The organism is Variovorax soli NBRC 106424 (assembly GCF_001591385.1).
GTDB lineage: Bacteria > Pseudomonadota > Gammaproteobacteria > Burkholderiales > Burkholderiaceae_C > Variovorax > Variovorax soli.
In genome coordinates this window covers 25,827-41,084 of the sequence record NZ_BCUU01000026.1, presented here as the reverse complement: position 1 = coordinate 41,084, position 15,258 = coordinate 25,827, and the positions used below count along the sequence as shown (strand labels likewise).

Annotated in this window: 13 protein-coding genes; 5 read left to right on the top strand and 8 right to left on the bottom strand. The window is 68.1% G+C overall.

Annotation, left to right across the window (positions count from 1 at the left end):
• Positions 1-4: 4 nt before the first annotated feature.
• The 3 genes from VSO01S_RS10315 to VSO01S_RS27520 all read right to left on the bottom strand — a co-directional run bounded on the left by VSO01S_RS10315 (position 5) and on the right by VSO01S_RS27520 (position 2,561).
• Complete coding sequence (locus tag VSO01S_RS10315; protein ID WP_068642005.1) at positions 5-766, bottom strand: polysaccharide deacetylase family protein; 762 nt, start codon at positions 764-766, stop codon at positions 5-7.
• Between the two features lie 45 nt (positions 767-811).
• Positions 812-1,852, bottom strand: a complete 1,041-nt coding sequence (phnD, locus tag VSO01S_RS10310; protein WP_161944433.1) for a phosphate/phosphite/phosphonate ABC transporter substrate-binding protein — start codon at positions 1,850-1,852, stop codon at positions 812-814.
• Between the two features lie 85 nt (positions 1,853-1,937).
• Entirely contained in the window at positions 1,938-2,561 is a 624-nt protein-coding gene (locus tag VSO01S_RS27520; protein WP_161944432.1) for a Rieske (2Fe-2S) protein, read from the bottom strand.
• A 41-nt stretch (positions 2,562-2,602) separates the two neighbouring features.
• Between VSO01S_RS27520 and VSO01S_RS10300 the strand changes: the two genes are divergently transcribed.
• Complete coding sequence (locus tag VSO01S_RS10300; protein WP_068642000.1) at positions 2,603-6,139, top strand: CHASE domain-containing protein; 3,537 nt, start codon at positions 2,603-2,605, stop codon at positions 6,137-6,139.
• A gap of 94 nt (positions 6,140-6,233) precedes the next feature.
• A complete protein-coding gene (locus VSO01S_RS10295; RefSeq protein ID WP_068641998.1) occupies positions 6,234-6,758 on the top strand; it encodes a carboxymuconolactone decarboxylase family protein in 525 nt (174 codons plus the stop codon).
• A 21-nt stretch (positions 6,759-6,779) separates the two neighbouring features.
• Here VSO01S_RS10295 and VSO01S_RS10290 read toward each other — a convergent pair whose 3' ends face one another.
• Together VSO01S_RS10290 and VSO01S_RS10285 are read right to left on the bottom strand one after the other, a co-directional pair.
• Entirely contained in the window at positions 6,780-7,742 is a 963-nt protein-coding gene (locus VSO01S_RS10290; protein ID WP_068641996.1) for a tripartite tricarboxylate transporter substrate-binding protein, read from the bottom strand.
• A gap of 42 nt (positions 7,743-7,784) precedes the next feature.
• Positions 7,785-9,086: a sulfatase family protein gene (locus tag VSO01S_RS10285; protein WP_068641994.1), complete on the bottom strand. Its 1,302-nt coding sequence runs from the start codon at positions 9,084-9,086 to the stop codon at positions 7,785-7,787.
• 92 nt (positions 9,087-9,178) lie between these two features.
• On the opposite strand from VSO01S_RS10285, the gene VSO01S_RS10280 reads away from it, so the two are divergent.
• Entirely contained in the window at positions 9,179-10,081 is a 903-nt protein-coding gene (locus tag VSO01S_RS10280) for a LysR family transcriptional regulator (RefSeq protein ID WP_084241797.1), read from the top strand.
• A gap of 17 nt (positions 10,082-10,098) precedes the next feature.
• Here VSO01S_RS10280 and VSO01S_RS10275 read toward each other — a convergent pair whose 3' ends face one another.
• The 3 genes from VSO01S_RS10275 to VSO01S_RS10265 all read right to left on the bottom strand — a co-directional run bounded on the left by VSO01S_RS10275 (position 10,099) and on the right by VSO01S_RS10265 (position 13,030).
• The gene (locus VSO01S_RS10275; protein ID WP_068641989.1) at positions 10,099-10,842 is read right to left on the bottom strand and encodes an IclR family transcriptional regulator; all 744 of its coding nucleotides are present in this window, start codon (positions 10,840-10,842) and stop codon (positions 10,099-10,101) included.
• A 149-nt stretch (positions 10,843-10,991) separates the two neighbouring features.
• Positions 10,992-12,032 carry an NAD(P)H-quinone oxidoreductase gene (locus tag VSO01S_RS10270; RefSeq protein ID WP_068641987.1) on the bottom strand — a complete coding sequence of 347 codons (1,041 nt, stop codon included), beginning with the start codon at positions 12,030-12,032 and terminating at the stop codon, positions 10,992-10,994.
• An 11-nt stretch (positions 12,033-12,043) separates the two neighbouring features.
• Positions 12,044-13,030, bottom strand: coding sequence for a Bug family tripartite tricarboxylate transporter substrate binding protein (locus tag VSO01S_RS10265; protein ID WP_068641985.1), 987 nt, complete (start codon positions 13,028-13,030; stop codon positions 12,044-12,046).
• 146 nt (positions 13,031-13,176) lie between these two features.
• Here VSO01S_RS10265 and VSO01S_RS10260 point away from each other — a divergent pair, with 146 nt between their 5' ends.
• Together VSO01S_RS10260 and mhpA are read left to right on the top strand one after the other, a co-directional pair.
• Positions 13,177-13,734 carry a VOC family protein gene (locus VSO01S_RS10260; protein ID WP_068641983.1) on the top strand — a complete coding sequence of 186 codons (558 nt, stop codon included), beginning with the start codon at positions 13,177-13,179 and terminating at the stop codon, positions 13,732-13,734.
• On the top strand, positions 13,727-15,226 hold the full coding sequence (gene mhpA, locus VSO01S_RS10255; protein ID WP_068641981.1) for a bifunctional 3-(3-hydroxy-phenyl)propionate/3-hydroxycinnamic acid hydroxylase MhpA: 1,500 nt from the start codon (positions 13,727-13,729) through the stop codon (positions 15,224-15,226). The genes VSO01S_RS10260 and mhpA overlap by 8 nt, the downstream gene beginning before the upstream one ends.
• Positions 15,227-15,258 lie beyond the last annotated feature (32 nt).

Here is a 15,258-nt window from a genome sequence, read left to right as displayed (position 1 = left end):
GCGGTCATCGGGACATCATCGCGGGAGCAGAACGGGCCGCCTCGCGGCGCAGGCAGGCCAGCGTGCGCCGCAGATGGCCTGCAAAGTCGTCCGGCGTGTTGAAGCCTGGCGCCGACGCAAAGCGCATGTCGTTGCAATCGAAGCTGTAGGGCAGCACCAGATGCGGGCGGCCGCCCACGTCCGTCCAGTACGGCAGGTCGTCGTTGTAGGCATCGCTGTCGTACAGCAGGCCTTGCTCCACTGCCAGTGCCCGGGTGTGGGCGCTGACGCGCCCGGTGTACCAGCCCACGGGTCGCTGGCCGCACAGGCGCTCCAGCGCGTCGAGCGACCGCACCATGTGCTCGCGCTCGGTGGCTTCGGGCATGCCGTCGTAGTCGATCCAGCGCGCGCCATGGGACACCACCTCGTGTCCGGCCTCGACGATCGCGCGGGCTGCGTCGGGATGCTTTTCCAGCGCGCCGGACACCGCGAAGTAGGTGGCGGGCACCCGGCACTCGCGCAGCAGATCGAGGATGCGCCAATGCGCGACGCGGCTTCCGTACTCGTAGTGCGACTCGACCACCAGGTTGCGCCGCCCGGGCCGGGGGGCGGCGCCGGCGACGTCGCTGTTGAGCACCTCGGAATGGCTGTCGCCGTCCAGCACGCAGTTCTCGCCGCCTTCCTCATAGTTGACCACCAGGCTGACGGCGACCCGCCGGCCGCCTGGCCATTCGAACTGCGGGCGGTTGCGGCCGTAGCCGACGAAGTCTCTTGCTGGAGCGTTCATTGCGTTAGAAGGCGTGTGGGTCGCTACGGTATATCGCGCCAATGCTCACTTGCTGCGTGTCGCGGCGGCGCCCTCCGGCTGCAGCAGGGCCATGGTCCGCGCGCGGTCCTTCTCGATGCGATCGAGCCGCGCGGCCTTCGCGGCGGCGCTGGTCCATTGCGCGCTCAGCGCCCGCTGGCGGGCCATCTCGTATTCGAGCTGGGCGGCCGGCTGCAAGGCGCTGTTGTCGGCCGCGAGGTAGCCGTACGACGCCTTCAGCGCACGCAGCGTCTCGCGCTGCCGCTCGCCGGCGGGACCGTCCTGCCGCCCGTAGCCTGTCAGCGCGTCGCGCAGCTTGCGCCGAAGCGACGGGGGCATGTCGCTGCGCACCAGGATGTCGGCGGCCGGCGTGGATTGCGAGCGCCAGATCACCTTCAGCCGCTGCGCCTCCACCGGGAACTGGTGGCCGAATCGCTCGAGATCGGTGGTGTTGTTCGTGGCCACGTCGGCCATGCCGTTGGCCACCGCCAGCGCCGTTTCCTGGTGCGTGCCGACGACCACGTCCTTGAAGCGCGTCTCGATGTCGATGCCGCGGGGCAGGAAGAGCTGCGTCTGCGGCACCACGTAGCCCGACACCGACCGGTTGGGGCCGCGCGCCATGACCCACTGCTCGGGGGTGGCCAGCAACCTGTCCAGGCCCTTGAGCGGCGAGTCCTTGCGCACGATGAGCACGGCCTGGTGTTCCGCCGGCCCGTCGCGCCGCTTGACCTGGGCGATCACCTTCATGTGCCCGCTGGACACGGCGTCGAGCGCCATCTTGCCGGGCAGGAATGCAATGTCGACTTCACGGCGCTGGATCGCGCCCGACAGCGCTTCGTAGGTCGACACCGACAGCGGGACGACGGGCAGGCCGATCTCCTTGCCCACGTCGGCCCACAGGGGCTCCCAGTTCCTGCGCGACTCGACCACGTCGCCCATCGGCAGCACGCCGAAGCGCAGCGGTGCCTTGGGCTGCGCGCCGGCCAGGCCCGCGGCGAACATCCATGCCAGGGCGAGCAGCCACGCCGCCGGCCGGTGCCCAGGCGCACGCCGAATCCAGTTCGCCAACCCCGGGCACTTCATCAAGGCAACTCTCCGTTCGTTTCCGGGCCGATTGTCGTCGACCCGCTGCCCGTCTACCGGCTGGCCTGGGCTACGGCTTCGCGGCCGCGCGCGTGATGCGCAGGAAGCGCTGGTCCCGCAGCTCGAAGTCCGGCACATCCAGGTCGGCCCGCTGCAGAAGCCGCGGATCCTGGTCGGCGTACTGCCGGATGGCGCGGCCGGCGTAATCCCATTCGCCAAAACGGCAGGGATCGCGGTAGCCGCCTTGCCACGGGCGCACCGGCGCATAGCGGTCCGTGCCCTTGGGCACGTGTTCGAGCTCGCAGCCGCCCGCCGGGCTGCGCAGGGAATAGACGAAGAACGACGGATGGCCGGGCGCAATCGGACGCTGGCTCCACGTGTGGGCGGTATGCGCCCGCAGGTCGTCGAGCATCGCGTCGGTGGTCCGCACCAGGGCGAGCGGCGTGCCCTGGAAGGCGTAGTACTTGGGACTGCCCGGCGGCACCTGCGCGAGGTCGATGTCCAGGTAGGCGTCTTCCTTGTGTTCCAGCCCCGTCATCCAGCGGACCCCGGCCACCCAGGCTGCCGTGGCGAGCAGGAAGACCAGGGTGAACACGACGCGGCGCACAGTCGCTTCATGTCGGATCCGCGTCCAGGGCCGCATCGCACGAGCCTGCCACGATCGAGGTTCGATTGAAAGTTCCTGCGTCGCCATGTCGTGAATGCCCGGGGTGCCGCCCCCTAAACTCGGGCGCCATGACATCGAGAGTTGGAATCCTGCGCCTGGGCTTCGAGGCCAGCATCCTGATCATCGCGACAGAAGCCTTGTTCCTGGGCTGGATGGCGCTGAGTGGAAGCCGCTCTTCTTCGCTGGATGTCCTGTGGCAAAGCGCGCTGGAAATCACCGCGGTCGCCCTGTGGATACGGTGGCGCGCCACGGCCCTGCGCGGGCGCGAGGCGTCATTGGCGTCTGCAAAGGGCGGCGTTGCGCGGTCTCCGGGCGTCCTGTCGACCCTGGTACTGGTCCTGGGCATCGTCAGCACCATGCTGGCCGCGCACTGGGTCCAGCGCACCATCGGTGCGGCGGCCGAGGCCAAGTACGAACGCCAGAAGGATCGCCTCGTGTCCGAGGTGCAACGCCGGTTCCGGCAGCCGGTGCACGGCCTGATGGGCGGGCGGGCCCTCTATGCCGCCGGCGCGCGGGTCGACCGGGCGGCGTGGCAGGGCTATGTGCAGTCGCGCAACCTGGCCGAGGAGTTTCCGGGCGTGCGCGGCCTCGGCATCATCGAGCGCGTACCGCCGGGCGAGGCCGATCGCTTCGTGGCCGCGCGGCGTGCCGAGGGCCAGCCCGACTATGCGCTGCGCACCCCCAGTGGCGGCAACGGCAGCGCGGGGGCCGACCTGTACATGATCAAGTATGTCGAGCCGCTGGAGGCCAACCGCTCGGCCCTGGGCCTCGATGCCGGATCGGAGCCGACGCGGCGCCGCGTCATCGAGCAGGCCATCCGATCGGGGCAGCCCACGCTCAGCGCGCCCATCACGCTTGTGCAGGACCAGGCCCAGGGGGCGGGATTCCTCTACATGATTCCGGTCTACGCCGGCGCCGCGGTACCTGCCACGCCCCAGCAGCGCGAGGCCGCGCTGACGGGCATCGTCTACGCGCCCATCGTCGCCGCCGAGCTGCTCGGCGGTACGCTGGACAGCATCGACTCCGACCTCGCATTCAGCCTTTTCGACGATGCGCAAGGCATGGGGGCGCGCATCTTCTCGACGGATCATCGGTCGGCCCATCCCGTCGCGCCCGACTGGCTGTCGTGGCGGCCGCTGCCGCTGGTGGAGCCGAGCCTGGTGCCGGTGGTCATCGGCGGCAGGCAGTTCTCGATCCGCATGACGCCCGACGCCGGCTTCTGGCCGGCCCTCGACTACTGGTCGCCCAGCCTGATCCGCGTCACAGGCACCTGCATCTCGGCGCTGCTGGCCCTGACGGTGTGGCTGCTGGCATCGGGCGAGGCGCGCGCGCGGGCGATGGCGCAGAGCATGACCAAGGACCTGCGCAGGCTGGCCGAGGTGGTGCGGCACACCTCGAACACGGTGGTCATCACCGACCGGACGCGCCGGATCCTGTGGGTGAATGAAGGCTTCACCCGCGTGTACGGCTATTCGACGGAAGAGGCGCTGGGCTCCACGCCCAAGGCGCTGCTGGGCAGCGGCCGCACCGACCCGGCGAGCTACGCCGCCATCGACGCGGCCGACATCGCCGGGCGAAGCTGCCGCGTCGAGGTGATCAACCGCGCCAAGGACGGGCGCGAATACTGGATCGACCTGGAAATCCAGCCGCACCGCGACGAGCAGGGCCGGCTGGTCGGCTTCATGCAGATCGGCCAGGACATCACCGAGAAGAAGCGCGCGGCGTCCGAGCTGTCGCAGGCGCTGGCCAACCTCTCGCGCGAACGCCAGCGCCTGGACCAGATCATCGAAGGCACCGATGCCGGCGCGTGGGAGTGGGACATGACCACTGGCAGCCTGACCTGCAACGAGCGCTGGGCCGGCATGGTGGGCTATACGCTGCAGGAGCTGCAGCCGCTGGACGTGAACCGATGGCGCACCCTGTGCCACCGCGGCGACCTGCGCAGCTCGGCGAGCCTGCTGCAGCGCTACCTCGACGGCGAACTGCCTTACTTCGAGTGCGAGATGCGCATGCAGCACCGCGCCGGACACTGGGTGTGGGTGCTACTGCGCGGCCGCGTCTTCGACCGCACGGACACGGGCCAGCCGCGCCTGATGTCGGGCACGCAGACGGACATCACCGAACGCAAGGGTGCCGAAGAACAACTGCGTGCCAGCAAGGCCTTCCTGGAGCGGGCCGAGCGGGTGGCCGGCGTGGGCGGCTGGGAGGTGGACCTGCGCACCAACCGGCTCACCTGGTCGGAGCAGACCTTCCGCATCTTCGGCGTGCCCGTGGGGCAGCAGCCCCGGCTGACCGGCGCCTTCGATTTCTTCGCGCCGCCCGAGCGCTCCATCGTCGAGCAGACGGCCCGCGAATGCATCGAGCAGCGCAGGCCCTGGAACCTGGAGCTTCCGCTCACCACCCAGGATGGCCGGGCCATCTGGATCCGTTCGGTGGGCGCGGTCGAGGTGGAAGACGACGTGCCCGTGCGCCTGGTCGGCACGCTGCAGGACATCTCTGCCGTGCGCCACGTGCGCGAGGAACTGCGGCGCAGCAATGCCGTGATGCGCAGCATCATCGACAACCTGCCGTGCGGGCTGAGCGTGTTCGACGCCGAGCTGAAGCTGGCAGCCTTCAACTCCGCCTACCGCGACCTGCTGGACCTGCCCGACGACCTGGTGCTGGGGCCCGAGGAGCCCACCTTTGCCGACATCATCCGCCACAACGCCGCGCGCGGCGACTACGGGCCGGGCCCGGTCGACGAGATCGTCGAGCGCATGGTGCAGGGCGCGCAGGTGCCCCGGCACATGCTGTCGGAGCGCCAGATGCCCGACGGCCGCGCGCTGGAGGTGCGCAGCGCGCCCATGCCCGGCGGCGGCTTCGTCACCACCTACATGGACATCTCCGAGCGGCGCCACATGGAGCGGCTCAAGAGCGAATTCGTCTCGACCGTGACGCACGAGCTGCGCACGCCGATGACGGCCATCCACGGCGCACTCGGCCTGCTGGCCTCGGGCATGGCCGGCCCGCTGCCGGAATCGGCGCAGGAGCTGGTCGCGCGCTCGGCCCAGAGCAGCGACCGCCTGGTGCGCCTCATCAACGACGTGCTGGACGTGGAGCGCATCGAGGCGCGTCTGATGCACTACGCGATGACGGTGCAGCCGCTGGCGCCCCTGGTCGACCAGGCCCTGGACGCCACCTGCGCATATGCGCAGCAGCACGGCGTCGAGCTGGACCTGCAGGCCCGGCTGAACGACGTGCGCGTGCTGGCCGATGCCGACCGCATCGTGCAGGTGATGGTCAATCTGCTGTCCAACGCGGTGAAGTTCACGGGGCCGAGCCGGCGCGTGGCGGTGCGCATGAGCCAAGAAGAAAAAGAAGCGCCGTCGGCCGTTGTGCGTGTCTCGGTGATCGACGACGGCGCGGGCATTCCGGAATCGTTCCGCGCCCGCATCTTCGAGCGCTTCTCGCAGGCGGACAGCTCGGACCGGCGGCAGAAGGGTGGCACGGGGCTGGGGCTGAACATTTGCCGCAGCATCGTCCAGGAGCACGGTGGGCGCATCGACTACGTGAGCGTGCCGGGGCAGGGCACGGCGTTCTATTTCGAGCTGCCTGTGGCGCAATGAGCTGGCGCCGCAGCGTGTTTTCGATTGTGTTGGTGCAATGAGTCTACCGCCACGATAGGATTTCAGCGATCTAAGCTCTACCGACCTCCTGAATATGGCTCGCATTCCGTACGCCGACATCGAGACCGATGCCGTGCGTCCCTTGGCGGACAAGATAGTTGCCCAACGCGGCAGCATCCTGCATCTGTACCAGATGCTTCTGCATAGTCCGGCAGTTGCAGACGGCTGGCTCGCTTATCTCACTTCCATCCGTCAAGAATCGAGCTTGGACGCAGCGCTGCGCGAGTTGGTCATCATGCGCGTAGCGTTGTTGAACCGCGCACCGTACGAGGCCGACCAGCATGCGCCTATCGCTCTGAGTGAAGGGGTCTCGCAAGAAAAGCTGGCTGGTTTGGCGCACTGGCCGCAATGCGCGCTGTTTGACCCGCGCGAGAGAGCTGTCCTGGCCTATGTCGATGCGATGACACAACATGTGCAGGTCCCCGATCAGGTTTTCGCGGGTGTTTCGGCGCACTTCGCACCGCAGCAACTGATCGAACTCACTGCCACGATAGCGGCCTACAACATGGTGTCGCGCTTTCTCGAGGCGCTGCAGATTCATTCCCACGACGCGCGCTGAAACCATCAGGCAGGTGCGCAATCACTCGCCGGGTGTGAAGCCCGACGCCTTGACCCATGGGCCCCAGAGTGCCGTCTCTGTTGCCTGGATCTGCGCCAGTTGCTGAGGTCCAGCTGCGTCGGCCTGCATGGTCGCGCGTACGAGCGTGGGCTCGATCTTCTTCACCGCGCCTTGCAGCGCCTGGTAGAGCCGGTCGATCTGTTCGGCGGGCGTACCAGCCGGCGCGTACATGCCGTACCAGCCATCCAGCACGAGGTCGATGCCGCTCTCCTTGAGCGTGGGCACATCGGGCAGCGCGGGGTTGCGGCGCGTGCTGGTGATGGCCAGGATGCGCAGCTTGCCGGCGCGGTGGTGCTCGACCGCATCCGCCATCGGCGTCACCGCCAGCGAAATATTGCCGCCAATCAGATCGATCAGGGACGGGGCGGCACCTTTGTACGGCACATGCGTGAGTTCGATCTCGGCCTTCTGCGCGAAGCCTTGTCCCAGGAAGTGCGGGATGGTGCCCGAGCCGGGCGAGGCGAAGGCCGGCTTGTTCTGCGGGTTGCGTGCCCAGGCGACGTATTCGGCAACGGTCTTGGCGGGCGTGGCCGGCCCGGTTGAGATGGCGTAGTCCAGCGTGCACACGCGCCCGATCGGCGCGAAGTCCTTCACCGGGTCGTATCGCAGCTGCCGGTGGATCCACGGAAACAGGGTCATCGGACCGTGCGGCACCAGCATCAGCGTATTGCCGTCGGGCGCGGCCTGGCGCGTGAATTCCACCGCGAGGCGGCCGGCGGCGCCCGGCCGGTTCTCCACCAGAATCGTCCGCTCAAGGCTGGGGCGCATCGCCTCGGCGAGTGCCCGCGCCGTCATGTCGACGGAGCCGCCGGGGGCGAAGCCCACCATGATTCGAATGGGTTGCGAAGCGGTTTGCGCCCACGCCGCGGTTTGCGGCAGGGCCAACGACAGCGTGGAAAGGCAAAAGTGGCGTCGGCTGGTCATGTGTTTGTCTCCTTGTTCTTTGAAGGGGCCGCAGGTCGGAAGTCAGCGGGCGGGCATGTCGCGCAGGGTGCTGATCAAATCCGTGCGCGCTTCGGCCGGAACGGGCGGGATCTGCGCGTTCCAGCTTTCCCAGGCCGCGCGCATCGCCGCGAGCCGCTGCGGATCGCGCCTCGCCTGGTTGGCGCGCTCGCGCGCATCGCGCTCGAGGTTGAACAGGTATTCGTGTTCCTCGACCTTGAGGTACTTCCAGTCGCCGTCGCGCAGGGCGCGCTGGTCCTTGTGCTTCATGCGCCAGTGCATCGGGCGGGGAAAGCCATGGCTGGCGTCCGCCAGCGTCGCGCGCAGGCTGACGCCGTCCAGCACGTGGTCCGCGGGCGGGCGGGCACCGGCGATGTCGAGCATCGTCACGGTCCAGTCCATGGTCATGCAGTGCTGCGCGCAGATGCCCCCCGGTCGACCGATGCCGCGCGGCCAGTGCGCGATGTACGGCACGCGGATACCGCCTTCGGTGAGGTCCATCTTGCCGCCCACCAGCGGCCAGTTGTCCGAGAAGCGCTCGCCGCCGTTGTCGCTGGTGAACACGATCAGCGTGTCGTCCAGAATCCCCGTCTCGCGAAGCGCCTGCACGACCCAGCCGATGCCTTCGTCCATCTCCTGGATCATGGTCCTGTACGTCTCGATGTTGCCGCCGTCCAGGTGGGCGATGTCCTTCGACACCTCCGGGTCGACGCCGCCCTGGGCGCGCGTCTCCCAGGGCCAGTGCGGTGCGGTGTAGTGCAGGCTCAGCAGGAAGGGCTGGCCGTCGGCCGCGCGTTCGCGCACGTAGCGCGCGGCCCGCTTCGAAATCAGGTCGGTGAGGTAGCCGGGCTCGTCGTAGGGCTGACCGTCGAGTTCGAGGTCGGACGCCGGCCCGCGCGCGTTGTGGCCCCAGTAGCTCACGCCGCCCGACATCGGGCCGAAGTGGTGCATGTAGCCCGAGCGGTCGGGCCCGAAGTGCGGACGAAAGCCCAGGTGCCACTTGCCGATCAACGCCGTGTGGTAGCCGATGTCGCGCAGCATCGAAGGAAGCGTGGGAAGGCCGGGATGCAGGCCCAGTTCCGGATTGCCGCGCGAGGTGCCCAGCAGCGGCTCTTCGCTCGCGCCCCGCACCCAATACTGGTAGCGGCCCGTCATCAGCGCAAAGCGCGTGGGCGAGCACACGGGCGAGTTGGCGTATCCGTTGACGTAGCGCAGGCCGTTTGCAGCCAGCTGGTCCAGCACCGGGGACGTGGCAGCGCGCCCGCCATAACAGCCCAGGTCGGCGTATCCCAGGTCGTCGGCGACGATGAAGATGAAGTTGGTCACGCGAGGCGTCTCCTGCCGTTGATTTCCTCAAGCATAGGGAGACGGTTGGATAAGTAAAATTTAAAGTTGATCGGCCAATCAATCATTTCTGCATGAATCCAAAACACCTGACGCAACTGGCCATGGTGCTGGAGAAGGGGTCGATCACCGAGGCGGCCAAGAGCCTGGCCGTGACGCAACCCACCCTCACGCGCAACATGGCGACGCTGGAGATGCAGGCCGGCGCGCCGCTCTTCACGCGCAGCCGCTTCGGGGTGCGCAGCACCCCGCTGGGCGAGGCGTTGGCGCGCGAGGGACGGGCCATCGCCACGCGTGTGCAGCAGGCGGGCGAGTCGATCGCGCAGCACCGGCTGGGGCTTTTCAATCGGCTGCGCGTGGGGGTGGGGCCCCTGCTCGGGCTGGCGCTGATGCCGCGGCTGGCACCGGCCTTCCTCGATGCCTTTCCCCACGTGGCGCTGACGATCACCACCGGACGCCCGACGGCGCTCGTGGAGGAGTTGGTTGACGGCCAGCACGACGTGGTGATTGCACCGGCGCTTTCGCGCGAGTTGCCCGCGGACATCTCGCGCACGCTGCTGCTGCAGGACACGATCGGCGTCTTCTGCGGCGCCCTGCATCCGCTGGCCATTCAACCCAGTTCGCCGGCGCTGGATGCCTGCGAGTGGATCAACGTGGGCGTCACCTCTCCATTTCAGAACGACGAACTCGACTATCTGCGTCGCAACGGCATCCGGCGGCCGAAGACGCAACTGGCCACCATCGCGGACGCCGCCATCCTGCTGCAGGTGCTGCGCCAGGGCCGCCATCTGGCCGTCCTGCCGCGCCTGCCGGTGGCCATGATCGATACGGCCGGCGAACTGCGGCAGATCGCCCTGCCTTGCGAGCCGGCGCCGCGCGACGTGCTGGCCTGGACGCGAACCAGCGTTGTGGAGCAGCCCGCCGTGCAGGGGCTGCTGCACCTGGCGCGGGAGTTGATGCTGCCGCCCGCCGGCTGAATCCGGCGTTTCGTTGCCTAGGGCCTGGGCGCGCGGCTTGGCTCGTTCAGGCGGGCGGCAAAGCGCGTTGATGCGTCGGTGACCAGCAGCACCAGCTTCTGAACGTCGACGATCGCCAGGCGCGATGTGTTGAACACGACGGAGAGCGCCGCCCAGGCCCCGCCATCGGGCTTGAGAATCGGCGCTGCCACCGCCGCGAGCTGGGGCTCGAGCTGCCCGACGGAAACATAGTGCCCCGCCTTGCGAATGGCCGAGAAGTAGCGGCGGAACTCGCTCCAATCCGTCGGAAGATCGTGTCGGGCCAGCTCGTCGCGACGTGCCTCGAACACCTTCTTGAGCTGGGCCGGGCCGAAAGTGGACAGGAGCACCTTGGGCGCGGCGCCGCCGAACAATGGCCGCGGGCGCCCCCTGCCATAGGCGAGTTCCTCGGGGCTCTCGCCGACCTCCCGATAGGTATCGAGGACCTGCATGCCGAACAGCTCGGTCACGACGCAGTCGAACCCGGTGGCCTCCACCAGCTCACGAATGATCGGCAACCCGACGCGCAAGACCGGGTCGGCCTTGCGAATGTAGTAGTCCAGCAAGATGACGCGGGGCCCCAGCGAGTACCTGGAGTCTTCCACGCGCTGGAGCAACCCGGCTTGCAGCAGGAGGCGCACGTACCGATAACTGGTCGGCAGCGAGACACCGAGCTTGGCGGCGATGCCTTCGGGGGTCAGGCCCAGATTGGTTTCGTCGAACAAGTCGAGCACATTCAGCATGCGCTCCAAACTGGACGTTGATGTTCCCGGCAATTTGTCCTCGTGGTCTTCTCATGAGGCCGCGACCGATGGCATGGGCGATGTCTGCCCACTGGCGCGCGGCGGCCCACAATATATCGTCGCCGTCGCCGCCCGAAAGATCCGGAGAGCTACGCGGTATTCGAGTGGTGCATGGCGGCGGCCATGCCGCCTGCCTCCAGGACGATCTTGCCCATGGAACGTCCAGATTCGAGGCGTGCGTGCGCCTGTGAGGCCGCTTTCAGCGCAAACGTCTCTTGCACCCAGGCGCGGATCTTTCCGGAATGCACCAGCGGCATCGCCACGCGGCGCAGCTGCTGCGCGATCAGGCTCTTGTGCGCCATGGGCAGGGGGCGCAGGAGCGAGCCGGTGATGCGGGCTTCCTTGGCCATGATCGAGCGCAGCGGCGCGCGGAACTCGGCGCCGTCGCCGGGTGAAAGATGAACGAGCCGGCCGCGCCAGGCCAGCGCTTCGACATTGCCGGCGCAGTGCGCCGACCCGGCCATATCCAGGATGACATCGACGCCGGCGCCCTGGGTCGCCCGCTTCACCTCGTGCACGAAATCCTGCGTGCGGTAGTTGATGGCGCAGCGGGCCCCCAGGTCCATGGCAGCAGCGCACTTCTCGTCGCTGCCGCAGGTGACGTGCACCGGATGCCCCAGCGCGCCGAGCAACTGGATGGCCAGGCTGCCCACGCCGCTGGTGCCGCCGTGGATCAGCACCGATTCCCCCGGCCCCAGGGCCGCCAGACCAAAGAAGTTGTGCCACACCGTGAACAGGGCCTCGGGAAGGGCAGCGGCGGATTTCAGATCCAGCGGCGTCTCGACCTTGAAGGCCAGTGCGGCCGGTGCGGTGGCACGCGTGGCGTAGCCACCCCCGTCCACCAGCGCGCAGACGAGGTCTCCGGCAGCGAAGCCGCGGACCCTGGCACCCGCAGCCTTCACGATGCCGCTGATCTCCAGGCCCGGGACGTCGCTATGGGCAGGCGTGGGCCCGCGTCGACGTTGATTGCAGTCGTGCCGGTTCACGCCGGCAAAGGCGACGTCGATGAGCAAGTCGTCCGGCCCCGGTTCGGCCAAGGGCATGTCTTCAGTCCATTGCAGAACCTCGGGGCCGCCTGCCCCCGCAATCACGATGCCGTCGCAAGTCGAGGCCGGAATCTCGCTCATCATGGTCGCCCCGCCTAGTCGAGTTTCACGCCTGCGGCGCGAATGACCTTGCCCCACATGGCACGGTCCGCGCCGATGAACCTGGTGAACTCGGCGGGGGTGTTGCAGCGCAGCTCGCCACCGTAGTCGCGCCATTTCTTGGCGAGCTCGGGCGATTGGCAGACCTTGGCCATGGCTGCGCTCAGCTTTTCCAGGATGGCCGGCGACGTGCCTGCCGGGGCCAGAAGTCCCTGCCAGGCGATGGGCGTGTAGTCCGGCAGGCCTTGCTCGGCGAAGGTGGGCACGTCGGGGAAGCTGGGATGACGCTCCTTGCCCGTGATGCCCAGCAGCTTCAGCTTGCCGGCCTGCACGTTCGACGCGGCGGCGGGCAGCCCGTCGTACATGAGCTGGATCTGGCCCGCCAGCAGGTCCGCATAGGGACTGTTGCTGTTGTAGGGGACCAGGTTGGACTGCACGCCGGCCACGCTGTTGAACCACACGGCCGACAGGTGCGAGTAGCTGCCGATGCCCTGGGTCGCCACGGTGACGGAATCGGGCTTGGCCTTGAGTTCGGCGATCAGCTCCTTCGCGTCCTTGGCCTTGACACCGGGATTGGCAATGAGGCCCGTGTTCAGCACGCCCAGCAGGCTGATGGGGGCGAAGTCGCGCTCGGCGTTGAAGGGCAGCTTGCTGTAGAGGTGCGGCACCACCGACAGCGAACTCGTCGTGCCGATGTAGAGCGAATAGCCGTCATTGGGCGCCTTGGCGGCGACCTCCGTGCCAATGATGTTCGAGGCGCCGGGCCGGTTCTCCACGTAGACCGACTGACCCAGGATCTTGGTCAGTTCACCGGCCAGTTCCCGGGCGTTGGCGTCGGGCCCGCTGCCGGCGGGGAAGGGGGCAATGATCCGCACCGGCTTGGTGGGGTAGTGGGTCTGGGCCGATGCGCCGCCTGCCGAAAGCGCAAGGCCCGTGGCGGTCACGAGCGCGGTGGAATGGACCAGCCTCTTGAGGAACTTCATGGAATGTCTCCGTGTACGAATACGTGCCAGCTGCACGGGACTGGATCATACGAAAAAGCATTAGATTGTCAAAATATGAGAATACAGATAGCATTGGTCAAGCGCTCGACAATGTTCGGGTCTTCATTCTCGATAGGAGACAACTGATGCAACTGCCTCATCGCTCGGATCTGCAGTTCAGCCATATCGGCCTGTACGTGACGGATCTGCCTCGCATGGCGCGCTTCTACAAGCAGGCGCTGCGCTTCACCCAGACGGACGAGGGCGATCTGGGGCCGGTGCAACTGGTGTTCCTCAGCCGCGACCCCAACGAGCACCACCAGCTGGTGCTGGCGACCGGGCGCCCGGCCGACATGGCGTTCAACGTGGTCAACCAGATCTCTTTCAGGGTGCCGGACCTGGGCGCGCTGCGCGGCTTCCATGACCGGCTGCTGGCCGAGGGCGCGACCGACATGGCCCCGGTGACGCACGGCAACGCGGTCTCCGTCTACTGCCGCGATCCCGAGGGCAACCGGCTCGAGCTGTTCATGGACACGCCGTGGTACTGCGAGCAGCCGCTCAAGGAGCCCATCGACCTGGGCCAGTCGGACGAAGCCATCCTTGCGCAGGCCGAGGCCATCGCCAGGCGCTTGCCCAAGTTCATGAGCCGCGCGCAATGGCAGGCCGAAGTCGCCCGCCGCATGCAGGAAGACCAGAATGCCTGAGCACACCGACGCTTACGACGTCGTCATCGTTGGCCTGGGGCCCACCGGGGCAACACTGGCCAACCTGCTGGGCGCCGCCGGCCGTTCAGTGCTGGTGCTCGAGAAGGAGGCCGGCATCTTCCCGCTGCCGCGCGCCATCCACTTCGATGGCGAAGTGCTGCGCATCTTTCAGGCTGCAGGCCTGCGCGAGCAGGTGCTGGCCATCTCGCGGCCCGGCGTGCAGGGCATGCATTTCGTCAACGGCGCCGGTGAGACGATGCTGATCCGCGGTGGCACCGCCGCCAACGGTCCGCATGGGTGCGCCAACAACTACTACTTCCACCAGCCGCAACTGGAGGCCGTGCTGCGCGAAGGTCTGTCGCGCTTTCCCGGGGTGAAGGTGCAATTGCGGCACGAACTGGTGGGCGTGGAACAAGGCGATGCCGCCGCCACCGTGACCTACCGTTCGATGGAATCCGGCCAGGCCGAGGTGGCGCGCGCCCGCTATGTCGTGGGGTGCGACGGCGCGCGTTCGCCCGTGCGCCAGGCCATCGGAAGCGGCCTGGTCGACCTGGGCCTTCGCCAGCCGTGGCTGGTGTTCGACGCGGTGCTCGAACAACCCGTGGATCTGCCGGCCTACACCGTGCAGTACTGCGACCCGCGCCGGCCGATGACCTACTGCAACGTGGTGGGCCAGCGCCGACGCTGGGAAATCATGGTGCTGCCCGACGACGACCGCGAAGCCCTCGTGCAACCGGACAACCTGTGGAAGATGGTGGCCGCGTGGGTGCGGCCCGACCAGGCGAGCCTGGAGCGCGCCGCCATCTACACCTTCCAGTCGGTGGTGGCCGATGGCTGGCGCGACCGGCGCCTGTTCCTGGCCGGCGATGCCTGCCACCAGACGCCGCCGTTTCTCGGGCAAGGCATGTGCGCCGGCATCCGCGATGCATCGAACCTCGCGTGGAAGCTGGACGCGGTGCTGGCGGGCCGTGCGTCGGATGCGTTGCTCGACACCTACGAATCCGAGCGCAAGCCGCATGTCCGCGCCCTCATCGAACTGGCGGTTCGCCTGGGCAACATCATCCAGACGACGGACCCCCAGCTTGCGGCCGAACGCGATGCCAAGTTCCAGGCAGGACGCCCCGAGATCTTCGAGCTTCCGCCGCAACTGCTCGGCGCCGGCGCCTTCGATCCCGCGGTGCCAGAACTGGCCGGCCGGCCCTTTCCCCAGCCGAGACTGGACGACGGGCGCCTGCTCGACGAGTTGCTCGGGCGCCGCGGCGCAGTGATCGGCAGCCAACAGGTGCTGGCCGCCGTGTCGCCCGCCACCCGGCAGCTCTGGCAGCGCAGCGCCGCCGTCGTCATCGACCAGCCGGATGCGAGCCTGCAGGACTGGCTGCGCGCGAACGAAGCCAGCGCAGTGATCCTGCGGCCCGACCGCTACATCGTCGGCGTGGCCCGCTCGGGCGCCGATCTGGATCGCATCTCCCAGTTTCTTTCCGTCGGTCCATGAGCGCCTGGCCGCCGCGACCGACCCGTACCCGA

What these genes read in the sequence shown, in the direction of transcription:
- VSO01S_RS27520 (WP_161944432.1), bottom strand. Translation starts at nt 2,561, where the DNA reads ATGGCGACGCAGGAACTTTCAATCGAACCTCGATCGTGGCAGGCTCGT.
- mhpA (WP_068641981.1), top strand. Translation starts at nt 13,727, where the DNA reads ATGCCTGAGCACACCGACGCTTACGACGTCGTCATCGTTGGCCTGGGG.
- VSO01S_RS10295 (WP_068641998.1), top strand. Translation starts at nt 6,234, where the DNA reads ATGGCTCGCATTCCGTACGCCGACATCGAGACCGATGCCGTGCGTCCC.
- VSO01S_RS10290 (WP_068641996.1), bottom strand. Translation starts at nt 7,742, where the DNA reads ATGACCAGCCGACGCCACTTTTGCCTTTCCACGCTGTCGTTGGCCCTG.
- VSO01S_RS10300 (WP_068642000.1), top strand. Translation starts at nt 2,603, where the DNA reads ATGACATCGAGAGTTGGAATCCTGCGCCTGGGCTTCGAGGCCAGCATC.
- VSO01S_RS10260 (WP_068641983.1), top strand. Translation starts at nt 13,177, where the DNA reads ATGCAACTGCCTCATCGCTCGGATCTGCAGTTCAGCCATATCGGCCTG.
- VSO01S_RS10275 (WP_068641989.1), bottom strand. Translation starts at nt 10,842, where the DNA reads ATGCTGAATGTGCTCGACTTGTTCGACGAAACCAATCTGGGCCTGACC.
- VSO01S_RS10265 (WP_068641985.1), bottom strand. Translation starts at nt 13,030, where the DNA reads ATGAAGTTCCTCAAGAGGCTGGTCCATTCCACCGCGCTCGTGACCGCC.
- VSO01S_RS10270 (WP_068641987.1), bottom strand. Translation starts at nt 12,032, where the DNA reads ATGATGAGCGAGATTCCGGCCTCGACTTGCGACGGCATCGTGATTGCG.
- VSO01S_RS10280 (WP_084241797.1), top strand. Translation starts at nt 9,179, where the DNA reads ATGAATCCAAAACACCTGACGCAACTGGCCATGGTGCTGGAGAAGGGG.
- VSO01S_RS10315 (WP_068642005.1), bottom strand. Translation starts at nt 766, where the DNA reads ATGAACGCTCCAGCAAGAGACTTCGTCGGCTACGGCCGCAACCGCCCG.